Source organism: Sorangium sp. So ce327 (assembly GCF_051530205.1).
Classification (GTDB): Bacteria; Myxococcota_A; Polyangia; order Polyangiales; family Polyangiaceae; genus Sorangium; species Sorangium cellulosum_B.
In genome coordinates, this window is the sequence record NZ_CP150330.1 from 8,772,377 (window position 1) to 8,784,860 (window position 12,484).

Here is a 12,484-nt window from a genome sequence, read left to right on the forward strand (position 1 = left end):
GCGACCGAAAACGAGAGCGCCGAGAGCCCCGGCGCCGAAAGAGCTTGCTGGAACGCCGCGCTTGTCGCGAAAGTCGAGCGCGCTCGGAGAGCGGCGCTGGCGTCCCCCGAGATCCCGTCCCGCTGTGACCGCCGGGATCCACATAAATACGCGGAGCTACAAGCCACGATGACCCCCCCCGCCACGCTCGACCCCGACCTCCAGCGCGCCCTCTCCGATCCGGGCTTCACGCCGGGCCGCCGCCACTTCGCCGCCCTGATGGATCTGCTCGAGACGGCCGATGAGCCCGCCGAGCTGGCGGAGCGGGCGCTGCGGCGCGCCGGCGCTGCGGCGCTGCCCGCCGCGCTCGAGCGCGCGGCCGGCGCGCCGCCCGCGCTGCGCGCGCCGCTCACCCGGCTCGTCGGCAAGCTGATGGCCGCGGGGCCGATCGATCCCGAGGTCTCGGAGCGGGCGCGCGACTACCTGCTCGCCTGCCTCGGCGACGACGATCGCCGCACGCGCCGCATGGCGGCGGTGGCGCTCGGTAAGCCGCACGCGGCGGACGCCGGGCGGGCGCTCGTCGAGCAGGCGCTCGCCGCGGCGGCGCGCAGCGAGCGCTCGCCCGACGTCCGCCGCGCGCTCATCGACGCGCTCGGCAAGGTCGGCGGCAGCGCCGCGCTCGAGGCGCTGGCCGAGCTCGACGGCGACGACATCGCCGGCGTGCGCGCGCGCGCCGAGCTCCTGGCCAGGAGGACCCTCACGCGCGGTGAGCCGTCCGAGATCGCCGGCGATCGCGCGCCGGAGCGCCCCCTCCGGGTGGCGGTGCGCTGCCGGCGCGGGCTCGAGGCGATCCTCGCGGAGGAGCTCGCGGCGCTCGACGCGGACTCTCCCGGCGGGGCGCTCGTCCCCGAGCTCCGGAGCGATCCGTGCGGCGGCGCGCGGGTCGAGGCGGTGCTGAGCGGCCGCCTCGACGTCCTGTTCGGGGCGCGCACGATGCTGTCGTTCGCGTTCCCGCTGCCGCTGCGGAAGCTCGACCAGGGCGCCGACCTCGCCGCGGCGGTCGCGGAGCGGCTGCTCTCGCGGGAGGCGCGCGAGATCCTGCGCCGCTTCACCCAGGGCGCGATCCGCTACCGCATCGACTGGGCCGGCGGCGGCAAGCGCAGGGCAGCGGTGTTCCGCGCCGCGGCGGCCGTGGAGGCGGAGGCCCCGGAGCTCGTCAACGATCCGACCCAGAGCACGTGGGACGTTGTCGTCTACGAGGGCGCGGGCCGTGTCCGGGTCGAGCTCGCGCCGCGCCTGCCCGACCCACGGTTCGCGTATCGCCGGGGCGACGTGCCCGCGGCGTCGCACCCGACGATCGCGGCCGCGCTCGCGCGCATCGCGGGGGCGCGCGGCGACGACGTCGTCTGGGATCCGTTCGTCGGCTCGGGCCTCGAGCTCTGCGAGCGCGCCCTGCTCGGACCGTACCGGCGGCTCGTGGGCTCGGATCGCGATCCTCGAGCCCTGCAGATCGCGCGCGAGAACCTCGACGCCGCGGGCGCGCGGGGCGCGGAGCTCCTCCAGCGCGACGCGGGCGGCGCGCCGCCCCCGGGCGAGGCGCCCACGCTGATCCTGACGAACCCGCCCCTCGGGCGGCGCGTCGAGCGCACGGGAGATCTCGACGCCATGCTCGATCGCTTCGTCGAGGGCGCCGCGCGCGCGCTCGCGCCGGGCGGCAGGATGGTGTGGATCTCGCCGTTCCCCGAGCGGACCGAGGCCGTCGCGCGCCGCTCAGGCCTCCGGCCCGAGACGCTCCTGCGCGTGGACATGGGCGGCTTCGACGCGCAGATCCAGAGCTTCCACAAGGAGGCGATCCGGCCGCGAGCGGGCCACGATCGGCGCGACGGCCAGCGCGGGGACCGGCTCGACCACCCCCCTGCCGGGCGCGGTGGGCGCGGCCCCCAGCAGGCCGAGCTGCGCGGCGAACAGCATCGCCCCCCCCGCCAGGAGCAGCGCAACCACCACCGCGATGATGATCCCGAGCCGCCCCGAGCGGTCAGGCGGCACGTCGGTGATCAGACCGAGGCCATCGGCCGCGCCGAGGGGCGACGGCGCCGGCGCGGCTGAGCCCTGCGCTGCGCGCTGAGCGGGCGCCGCGCTCTGCTGCGCGGCGACGGCGCCGTGCGTGGCCGCCGAGGCTTGCTGCGATGGGCTGAGCGCGCCGGCTGCGCCGGAGGTCGGCCCGAGGAGCGCTCCGCCCCCCGCGTCGGCCCTCGTGGACGACGCGGCCGCGGGCGCCCCCGCGGCTCGTTCGAGCGGCGCCGCAGCGGAGCGACCTGTCGCCGCATCGGCGAGCGCCTGGGGCGCGCCGAGCGTCGGCGTCGCGTCGACCAGGGGCGGCACGACCGGCGTGGGAGCTTCCCGCGTCCGCGTGGGGACGTCGTCGTCATCCTCATCGTCGCGGTCGTCGACGACCGTGGGCGCATCGAGCGTGGGCTCGTCGAGCATGTCCCCGTCGAGATCGCCGAGGAAAGGTAGCTCGCCGCTCCGGGGCTGAGGTCTCGCGACAGCTTCGGGCTCTGCGTCCGGGCGCTCGCGCCCCGGGAACGCCGGCGCCGGCGCTGCGGCAGCGGGCGGCTCTCGAGGCCCTCCAGCCGCCGGCGCCGCGCCTGGCGCGGGCCGCCCCGCGTCGGGCGCGCGATGCGCGGCGGGCGCCGCTCCTCCGGAGCGCGCGGGCGCTGCGGCCGCTGGCCCAGCGGGCCCGCGGAAGTTCAGGGGCGTCGCCTCCCGCGTGGCCATCCTGGGCTCCGAGCCCTCACGGGCGTCGCCGGACGTCTGGGTCACCGGGACCGCCCCCACACCCGGAACGCGCGCTCGCGCGACCGGGGCGCGCCCTTGCGCGGCCGGAGCCGCGGCGGGCGCCCTGGGGATCGGGGCGGCGCCCGCCCTGGGGGCCGACGCGCCGGGTTGCGCCGCCGGGGGCCGCGCGCGCTCGGCCGGGAGGGGCGGCGCCGGTTGACCCGCGGCCGCCGCCGCCGCGCGCTGCGCGATGACCTCGTCGAGCTGGCTCGAGCTGAACGGCGAGACCCGCATCAGCGTGCGCACCTCGTCGTCGTCCTCGTCGTTCGTCGCGTCCTCGTCGTCGAGCGGGAGCAGCGTGCGCACCGCGGGATCGGGGTGCCATTCCTCGAGCGCGCGCCGGAACGCGGCGGCGTTGGTCGTGCGCGCGGAGCGATCGCGCTGGAACGCATCGTCGAGGACCCGCTGGAGATCGTCGTCGCCCACGTCGAAGACGGCGAGCGGCGCCGGCGAGGAGCTCGAGATCCGTTGCCGCGTCTCGGCGTCGCTCCCGCCGCCGAAGGCGCTCGCCCCGGTCAGCACCTCGTAGAGCGTCGCCGCGATGGCCCACACGTCGTCGCCGGCCGAGAGCGTCCCGCCCCCCACCCGCTCGGGCGACTGGTACGCGATGCGGCTCGGCGTCTGGCGCAGGTCGGCCAGGATCGCCTTCGAGGTGCGATCGACCGCGGTCGTGAGCACGCACTCCGGCGAGATGGCGCCGTGCGCGACGCCGAGGGCGTGAAGCGCCTCGATCCGCTTCGCAAGACGAATGGCCCAGCCGACGGCGTCGAGCTCGTTCAGCGGGCCATCGCGCAAGATCCGAGTTGCAAGCGTTTCCACTTACGAAGCCAGGGTAGTACCGGTCCGCCGAAGTTTGTACCTGGATCCGCGCGCCGTTCGTCCACAGGGCGACCGATTCCAGGGTGCGCGCCTCGCCGCGTACGCTCGGAGGCGGCGCCCCTGACGGACGGCGCTGGCGCGCGGATCCGCGGAGCGGGGAGCCGCGCTCGTCATGACCGCTCGCCCCCGGCCGCGTCGGTCGGGACGATGCGGACGCGCCGTACCCGCCGGCCGGCGACATCCATTGCCACGAGCGTGTAGCCCTCGCACTCGACGCGCTCGCCCGCCTCGGGTGGGTGCTCGAGCCGGCCGAGCATGTAGCCGCCGACCGTCTCGACGGTCTTCACCTCGGGCAGCAGCACGATGTGCGCGTCGCGCTCCAGGTCCGTCAGCAGGACGCGGCCGTCGACGTCGACGATGCCCCCGCCGCGGCGGTGGATGGGCGGCACCTCCTCGTCGTTCTCGTCGCGGATCTCCCCGACGATCTCCTCGATGAGGTCCTCCATCGTCACGAGCCCCATGAACTCGCCCGAGGCCGACGTGATGATCGCCACCGGCACCTGGCGCGCCTGCATCTCGAGGCGGAGGCGCTCGACCGAGGTGTTCTCGCGCGCGAAGATCGGCTTGCGGAGCAGCTCGGCCACGCGCGCCGCGCGGCGGCGGTGGCTCAGGACGTCGAACAGGTCGCGCAGGTGCAGGTAGCCGAGCACGTTCTTGCCCTGCTCGTCGAGCACCGGGTACCGGGAGTACCCGGCGTCCGCCACGATCCGCACCGCCTCCTCGATCGTCATGTTCGCGCGCAGGGTCGCCGCGTCGGAGCGGAGCGACATCACGTGCCTCGCCGTGCGCCGGCGCAGATCGAAGATGCGCACGAGCATGCTGCGCAGCGCCGGATCGAGCCCCGCGGGGCTCTTGGTCAAGAGCAGCCGGAGCTCCTCCGACGTGTGCGCGATCTCCTCCTCGCCCACGGGCCGGAGCCCGAAGAGGCGGACGAACCCGTTCGCCATCGAGTTGAGCACCCAGATGACCGGCCACATCAGGACGAAGAACCCGTGCAGCGGCCGCGCCGCCCAGAGCGTAACCTTCTCGGTCCGCTGGATCGCGAGCGACTTCGGCGCGAGCTCCCCGATCACGGTGTGGAGCGCCGTGATCAGGATGAACGAGATGCCGATGGCGATGGCGTGCGCGCCGACCCCCGACCAGGCGTCTAGCGGCGCGAGCAACGGCTCGATGAGGTGGGCGATGGCCGGCTCGCCGATCCAGCCGAGCCCGAGGGACGCGAGCGTGATGCCCAGCTGGTTGGCGGACAGGTACGCGTCGAGCCGCTGCGACATCTGCAGCGCGAGCCGGGCCCGCGCGTCCCCCTCGCGCACGAGCTGCTCCAGCCGCGTCGGCCGCATCTTGACGATGGCGAACTCGGACGCGACGAAGAACGCGTTGAGGAGCACCAGGAGCAAGGTGCCCAGGAGGTAGACGAACGTCATGCCGGTCGACGTCCTCCCCCCGGCGCGCCCGCCGCCCCGCGCCTCCTCGGCGACGAGCCGCGGCTAGATCCTCGCACGTTCGAGGATCTTGCTTCGCAGGTCCGGGTCGTCGTTGCTGAGTCCATCGACCAGAGCATCGGCCGGGGATTGCCCCTTGGCGATGAGCGCGCTGAGCCGATCGAGGTGGACGCGCTCGTCCTTGCCGTTCTTGTTCAGGCGCGCGCGCCGCTCGAGGCCGCCCGAGGCGATCGAGACGAGCCGCTCGGCCAGCGCCGCGAGCGGCTTGCCGCGGAACGTGGCGCGGAGCGCGCGCTCGGCGATCTTCGGGCGCACGGCCTCGAGCTCGTCGAACCTGAAGCTCTCGGACAGGGCGTCGGCCTCGTCGAGCGCGCGCGCGTCGTAGAGGATGCCCGCCCAGAGCGCCGGGAGCGCGCAGACGAGGTTGGCCGGCAGCGAATCCGCGCCGCGGACCTCGAGGGTCCGCTTCAGCCTGACCTCCGGGAAGAGGGTGTTGAGGTGCATCTCCCAGTCGCCGCGGGTGGCCCGGTGCCCCTCGAAGCCGTGCTCCAGGAAGGCGCGGAAGGTCTGCCCCGTGTTCTCGAGCACCTCGCCGTCGCGCTTGATGAGGAACATCGGCGCGTCGACCGCCCATGCGACGTAGTCCGAAAAGCGGCGCCCGCGCTCGAGCACGTTGCGGATCAGCCCCTGCCGCGCGGCGTCGACGTCGAGCCAGACCTTGGCGCGGTAGCTCCGCCCGCCGAACAGCGCCCCCTCGTAGAACGGGGAGTTCGCGAACATCGCCGTCACGAGCGGGGAGAGCCGGAGCGACACGCGGAGCGCGCGCATCGCCGCCTCCTCGCTGGCGTAGTCGAAGTTCGCCTGCACGGTGGCGGTGCGGCGCATCATGTCGAGGCCGTGCGCGCCGCGCGTCGGCAGGTAGCGCCGCATGATCGCGTAGCGCGCCTTGGGCACCCAGGAGAGATCGGCTTGCCTCGCGAAGGGGTGGAACCCGATGCCGAGCCAGGCCAGCTTGAGCTCGGCCGAGATGTCGCGCAGCTCCGCGAGGTGCCCGCTCATTTCCATGCAGATCTGGTGGATGTTCTCGAGGGGCGCTCCGGACAGCTCGAGCTGCCCGCCTGGCTCGAGGGTCACCGAGGCGCCAGCCCGGGCGAGCGCGATCAGCGGACCGCCGGGGGTCTCGTGCTCGGGTGTCCACCCGTGCCGCTCGACGAGCGCCTGGAGGATGTTGAGGACGCTCCGCTCGCCCTCGTACGGGATGGCAGCGCCCGTCCTGGCGTCGACCCCGAACTTCTCCGCCTCGGCGCCGATCCGGTGAAGGGCCTCGGGCTTCGTGGCTTCGTGGAAGGGAAACAGCAGATCGTCGAACGTCTCCAGCGGTTGAGACTTCGACTCACTCCCGTGGCTTGCATCGGCCATCATCACGTTTCCGGTTGGGTTTCGTTCTCGCTTAGAGCGCGCGCCTGAGAAGGGGCGCGCGCTGCGTCGTACGGAGCATCTTCGCGAGCGCGCCCAGGTGCGCCAGCGTTGTCCCCGTCCCTCCCCCGAGCATTCGCGCGCCCGCCTCGATGAGCCGCGCCGCCGACGCCGCCCAAGCATCGCAGATCTCGGCGGGCGTGATGCGGTCGGCACCGTCCGCCTGCATAGACTCCGCGCCGAGCAGCACGCCGATCTGAACCTCATGCGCGACGCCCTCGAGGCGCCGGAGCACGTTGAGCCCGAGCTCGACCGACGGCACCTCGAAGAGCAGCGCGTCCGCGCCGCTGTCGAGGGCCGAGCGGGCGACCTCCTCGAAGCCCTCGCCATCGGCGGTGCGCCCTGCGCCGTCGAGCTCCACGAGCGCCCACGTCGCCAGCTGCGTCGTGCTGGCGCTGACCACCGCCGCGCGGCGCGCGAGCCGCGCGACCGTGGGGCCGACGCACGCTGCCTGGGTTGGATCGAAGCCGCACGCGACGAGGATCTCGCAGCCGGCCGCCGCCAGCCTGGCCGCATGGACGGCGTAATCCTCCGCGATCCGGTCGGCCATGGGCGCGGCAGCAGTGTGGCCCAGGATACCCGCCACCGCCACGCGGCGCGCGGCCGCGCCCGCCGCCTCTGTAGCGAGCTCGACCGCGGTGCCGGTCAGCGCGGCGGCGCGGAACGCCATGCCGATGGGCGCCAGGGCGCGCGTCGTCGTCGCGGACGTGAGCGCCCGGACCACGTCGATCCCCAGCGCGATCTCCTGCTCATGCAGCTCAGCGATCGCCCGCGGCGACTCGCGGAGCAGCCGGCCGAGGGCGGTGTTGGAGGACACAGCGGTGCCTCGTCCGCGGAGCGAAGCGAGCGGATCGCCGCTGATGATGAGCGGACGACCCACGGGAGGCCGAGAGGTGGAGGCCTCGAGCGCATTCACGTCCTTCGCTGCTTTCCAGGGCTCCTCTACCACCGGTCTATAAGGGGAAACTAGCCCAAGACGGCCCTTCCGCGTCGCGAAATGGTGCAGGCCAGCGGGCTGGAGCACAGCGTTCCACGCAGCGGAGTCGGGGACAACCTGACGGACGCGCACCGGCGCTCGGCGCGGCGCCGGGGAGGAACGGGGGATCGGCCCTCATGAGGAGCTCCGCTTTGCCAGGGGCCGTCATGTGGCCGGGAGGCGCCGGCCCCCTACCCCTCGCCCCCGGCGCGCGACGAACTTCCGGTCGAAGAGCCGCACCCGGCGGACGAACAGATCGAGCAGGAACACCACCATCGCAGCGTAGATGAACTGCTGCCAGAGCTCCTCGTGGAACGTCACCTTCTCCCCTGCCGGGTCGAAGATGGCCGCCACGCCGGTCGGATCGACCGCCCCGCCGGTCGACGTCGCGGCCTTCTCGAGGATCGCGAGCTCGGGCTCGAAGCTCGCGTACTCGCGGGGGTACGGGTTCGAGACGTGGCCGTAGCTGACGGCGACGGGCCGGAGCGAGCCGTCCTCGGCCTCGCGCAGGTGCTCCGCCCGCAAGAGGAACGAGCCGTACCGATCCAGCGCAAGCGCCGTCTCGTAGCGCCCCGGCGCGGTCTGACGCATGTCGACGACCCGCGTCGCGCCGCCCGGCTCGGGCCCGATGATGCTGAGCCGGGAGGTCAGGTTGTTCTCGAACCGGTCGTCGGCCCCGAACGCGTCGACGGACGCGCGCAGCTCGCCGTCGACGATCTCGGCCTTCATGTCGAGCTCGCGCCGGTGCTTCTGGCGCATGTGCTCGTGGACGAGCTGCCCCCAGAATTTCTCGAAGCCTGGCCACCTCAGCCACTCGACGGCCCAGCGCGCCTTGACGTCGGTCGTCCAGGCCAGCGTCCACCCGAGGCCGACGCGCCAGCGCGCGAGGATCGGCTCCTCGGTGTCGCTCGTGAGCAGCTCCTGGGCTGGCGGCGGCTTCAGCTTGGTCGAGACATAGCCGTGCAGGTTGGGCGCCGTGCGGACGTCGACGCCGCGGAGGAACGCCGCGTCGCCGACCTGGGTCACCGGAAACCACTCCTCGACGGCGGCTGCGCGCGCCACCATCTCGGTCTCCTTGGTGAAGATCCGCGGCAGGTTGTTCGGATCCGGGACCGCGTGGAAGCGCCCTCCGCCCACGTCGGCGATCATCTTGAGCAGCTGCTCGTCGAGGTCGTTCCCGAGGCCCACCGTGGTCACGGTGATCGACTCGGCGATCATGGCGGACACGAGGTCCCGGATGCCGCCCGTCGACGCCTTGCCGTCCGTGAGGAGGATGACGTGCTTCTTGCGCGCCTGCGTGACGGTCATGTCCTGGTAGGCGGCGTCGAGCGCGGAGAAGATCTCGGTCCCGCCGCCCGGCTGGATGCGCGCGATCTCGCCCGCGATCCGCGAGCGGTTGCGCGCGGGCTGCATCTTCACGTAGCGCGTCGGCGCCGAGTCGAACGCGATCACCTCGATCAGATCGTCCGACGACAGCACCCCCGCGGTCGCCTTCGCCGCGGCCTTGGCCATCTCGAGGGGCAGCCCGGTCATCGATCCCGAGCGATCCATGACGAGCGCCATCGCGACGCTCGGCATGTCCTTCTTTCGCTCGTTGTCCATCCGCACCGGCAGGATCCGCTCGATGGTGGTGCGGTACCAGCCGCCGAGGCCGTACCCCGACTCGCCGCCGGCGAAGAGGAACCCCCCGCCGAGATCCCGCACGTAGCTCTCGATGATCTCCTGCCCCTGCAGGCTGAGCGCTTCCTTCGGGGTATCGGACACGATCAGGAAGTCGTAGCGCTCCATCTCCTTGAGGGAGCCGGGGAAGCCTGCCGGCGGCCTGACGTCGACGTCGAACTGCTGCGCAGTGAGCGCGCTCGAGAGCGGGCCGGCGTGCTGCGGCGTCCCCTCGACGTAGAGCACCGACGGGCGCCCAGGCACGTCGATCGTGGTCGCGTACCGGTTGTTCTCCTTGAACTTGTCGTCCGCGATCTGATCGAGCTCGAGCGCGTAGGTCACCTGCCCCGCGATGCGCACGACGCTCTTGAACACGACGTCGTTCGGCCCTGCCTTGAGCTCGAGGTCACGGATGCCCTCGAGGCCGTTCAGCGCCTCCCCCTGGAAGAGCCGCGCGCGCGCCTTGGTGGCGCGGCTGGCGTAGATGTCGGCGTGGATCTCGAACGTCTCCCCGACCTTGACCCGGTCGGGCATCCTGAGCTCTCGCACCGCGACCTCGGGCGGCGCGGGCCGCCGGTACGGGATGGAGAACAGCCGCACCCCGACGTCGCGCGCCCGGTTGGCCTCGGCGAGCACGTCGCCGTCCGTCTGCACGCCGTCCGACATCAGCACGGCGCGCTTGAGGTAGCCGGGCGGATACAGCCCGTACGCGAGCTGCAGCGCGGCCTGGAGGTTCGAGCCCGCGCCGAGATCGCCGCGCTGCCCGTTCGCGTCGACGTGGCGCCCGATGGGCGGCGCGCGCCGCTCCGCCTCTCGACCGGCCGCCTCGCCGGCCGCGCGCTCGGCGAGCCGCGGCCGCCGCGCGAAGGTGATCACCTTGATGACGCCGTCCTCGGGCTTCTCGGCGAACGCCTTGTCGAGCGTCGCCCGCGCGTCGTCGAGCGCCTCGTCCGTGACCGACTCGGAGACGTCGATGAGGTAGATGGTGGCGACCTTCTCCGTGGTCGCGGACCTCGCGAGCCGCGACAGCCCGAGCGCGATCAGCGCGACGAACGCGACCCGCAGCAGCACCGAGAGCACGCGCTGCGGCAGGGGGAGGTCGGCGAGGGATCCAGCGAGCACCCCGACGAACCAGGGCGCGAGCAGGATCGCGCCGAGCATCTTCGGGTTGAGGAGCTCGTACTTCACCCCCTCGCGCACCCACGTCAGCGTCGGATCCGGATGCAGGAGGACGTACCTCCGGTACGCCCAGAACAGGAGCCCGCCGAGGGCGGCGCATGTGATGGCCCACGCGGCGATGCGCAGCCTGCGACCACGGAACGCGCTCACACCGTCACCCTCCTGTGGTACGTGAACCACTCGATCGCGGTCACGAGGAGCACCGCCGCGAGCAGGTAGACCCAGAGCTCACGGCGAACGCCGATCTTGAACTCGCTCACCGCGCCCGCGCCGCGGCCGTCGACCTTGAGCTCGGCGGCGGGGGCGATCGCGCTCTCCTCCGGGGCCGAGAGGTTCGCGGCGAACATGCTCTCCTCCTGCGCGCCCGCGGCGCCGACGCGCAGCGTGTAGAAGCCGGCGTGCTGCCCGAGGAACACGGCGCGCCCCTCCTGGATGGGGACCGCGCGCGTCGTCCCGTCGGGCTGCTCCAGGCTGGCCACCTCCGCGGACGAGGACGCCGGGATGTGCCAGACGGCGCCCGTGCGGAACGAGGAGATGTAGCTCGTGTCCTCCTCGACGAAGTTGTTGATCGCGTTGAGCAGGAAGAGCGGCCAGGCGATGCGGAGCGGGAAATCGCTCTCGCGCACGTCGAAGCCGAGCGCGACGAATTTCACGCCGCTGCGCCGCCCCTCGATCAGCAGCGGGCCCTTGTAGCTCCGGCCGACGACCCTGTCTTCCTTGTTGCCCTTGAGCACGCGGGCGCGCGCGACGTTCACGTCGCTGAGCGCCGTGTAGCGCAGGAGCGGGTGCTTCGCGTCGAGCTCGTCGAAGCCCAGGCGGTAGTTCGGGTCGTCATCGAGGACCTCCTTGCCCACCTCGAACGGGACGCTGGTCCCTGTCGGGTTGAGGTAGAGCAGGCTCCCGCTCCCCGGCGCGACGCTCGGCGCCACGCCGTCGAAGATGGTCACGTCGAACGACGAGGCCGCCGGGTACCGCTGCGGATCGACGAAGGTAACGTCGAGGTACTCGTCGAGGAGCAGCGCCGCCTCGAGGAACATGTTCCCCGCGGAGACGACCTGCACGCGCGCGCGGCGCCGCTCGGGGAGGAGCGCGTAGGCGCGGTTGTCCGCGGGGAGGTCGTCCGAGCTGCCGTCGGCCAGCGCGAGCTTCGCCTCGAGCGTCTTCGACGCGCCGGAGAGGTTCGGATAGAAGCGGGGCAGCTTCTCCTTGGGCTTGAGCCGGATGCGCGTCAGATCCGTGAGCTGGCCGTCGCCGAGCAGCGACAGCTCGAGATCGAGGGGCTCGTCGCTCGTGTTGGTGACCTCGAGCATCACCTCGTAGCGGCTCTTGTCGAGCGGGTAGCGCCGCACCGAGAACTCGGTGATGGCGGCGTTCCTCGATCCCTTGCCGATCGGCAGGTACGAGAGCTTGATGTCGCCGAGGCGCACCTGTCCGCCGGCGTCGGTCGGCTCGCCGAGCGCGCCGTCGCTCACGACGATGACCTCCGGCGACGGGAGCCCGCTCAGGGTGTCGCTCGCGAAGCGGAGCGCGCGCGCGAAGTCGGCGGTGGCGTCGGTCGGCCTCACCGCCGCGACGGCCGCCTCGAGCTCCGAGATCTCTCCGGTGAGCGTCGACAGCGGCGTGATGGCCGCGTCCATCTGGGCCAGCAGCATGCGGTCGCTGCCGGAGAGGCCGCGGACCATCTTCCTGACCTCTTCCTTCGCGAGCTCGATGCGCGAGGGCGCGACGTCGATGGCCTGCATGCTCGCGCTCGCGTCGATGAGGACGACGATGTTGCGCCCCTCGACGAGGTTCGCCTGCGGGCGCGGATCCCCCAGCGCGAGCAGGAGCAGCGCGAGGAGCGCTAGCTGCAGCAGCAGCGACAGGAGCCGCTTCAGCTGCGAGAACAGGCTCGTCGCCTCCTTGTCCCGGAGGATGCGCTCCCAGATCCTCGAGAAGGGGACCGCGACGGGCCGCCGGCGCAGCTTGAGGATGTAGAAGACGACGACCACGGCCCCGGCGAGGGCGCCGATCTGGAGCAGTGTCTGCAGCGGAACGCCGGTGAAGTGCAGCATCG

General features: G+C 72.8%; 6 protein-coding genes. 1 reads left to right on the plus strand and 5 read right to left on the minus strand.

Features of this window, described 5'->3' with window-relative positions; translation table 11 throughout:
* Positions 1 to 168 precede the first annotated feature (168 nt).
* Complete coding sequence (locus WME95_RS32710) at positions 169 to 2,085, plus strand: HEAT repeat domain-containing protein (RefSeq protein ID WP_437903278.1); 1,917 nt, start codon at positions 169 to 171, stop codon at positions 2,083 to 2,085.
* A 1,721-nt stretch (positions 2,086 to 3,806) separates the two neighbouring features.
* Here WME95_RS32710 and WME95_RS32715 read toward each other — a convergent pair.
* The 5 genes from WME95_RS32715 to WME95_RS32735 form a co-directional block, all read right to left on the minus strand.
* Positions 3,807 to 5,120 carry a hemolysin family protein gene (locus WME95_RS32715; RefSeq protein WP_437542919.1) on the minus strand — a complete coding sequence of 438 codons (1,314 nt, stop codon included), beginning with the start codon at positions 5,118 to 5,120 and terminating at the stop codon, positions 3,807 to 3,809.
* Positions 5,121 to 5,183: 63 nt separating this feature from the next.
* A complete protein-coding gene (locus WME95_RS32720) occupies positions 5,184 to 6,560 on the minus strand; it encodes a glutamate--cysteine ligase (protein WP_437903279.1) in 1,377 nt (458 codons plus the stop codon).
* 28 nt (positions 6,561 to 6,588) lie between these two features.
* A complete protein-coding gene (locus WME95_RS32725) occupies positions 6,589 to 7,431 on the minus strand; it encodes a homocysteine S-methyltransferase family protein (protein WP_437903280.1) in 843 nt (280 codons plus the stop codon).
* 324 nt (positions 7,432 to 7,755) lie between these two features.
* Positions 7,756 to 10,578, minus strand: coding sequence for a VWA domain-containing protein (locus WME95_RS32730; RefSeq protein ID WP_437903281.1), 2,823 nt, complete (start codon positions 10,576 to 10,578; stop codon positions 7,756 to 7,758).
* Complete coding sequence (locus tag WME95_RS32735; protein WP_437903282.1) at positions 10,575 to 12,482, minus strand: vWA domain-containing protein; 1,908 nt, start codon at positions 12,480 to 12,482, stop codon at positions 10,575 to 10,577. Before WME95_RS32735 ends, WME95_RS32730 begins: the two co-directional genes overlap by 4 nt.
* Between the last annotated feature and the right edge of the window lie 2 nt (positions 12,483 to 12,484).

Coding starts and splice junctions, on each gene's coding strand:
- WME95_RS32710 (WP_437903278.1), top strand. CDS start 169: ATGACCCCCCCCGCCACGCTCGACCCCGACCTCCAGCGCGCCCTCTCC.
- WME95_RS32715 (WP_437542919.1), bottom strand. CDS start 5,120: ATGACGTTCGTCTACCTCCTGGGCACCTTGCTCCTGGTGCTCCTCAAC.
- WME95_RS32720 (WP_437903279.1), bottom strand. CDS start 6,560: ATGATGGCCGATGCAAGCCACGGGAGTGAGTCGAAGTCTCAACCGCTG.
- WME95_RS32735 (WP_437903282.1), bottom strand. CDS start 12,482: ATGCTGCACTTCACCGGCGTTCCGCTGCAGACACTGCTCCAGATCGGC.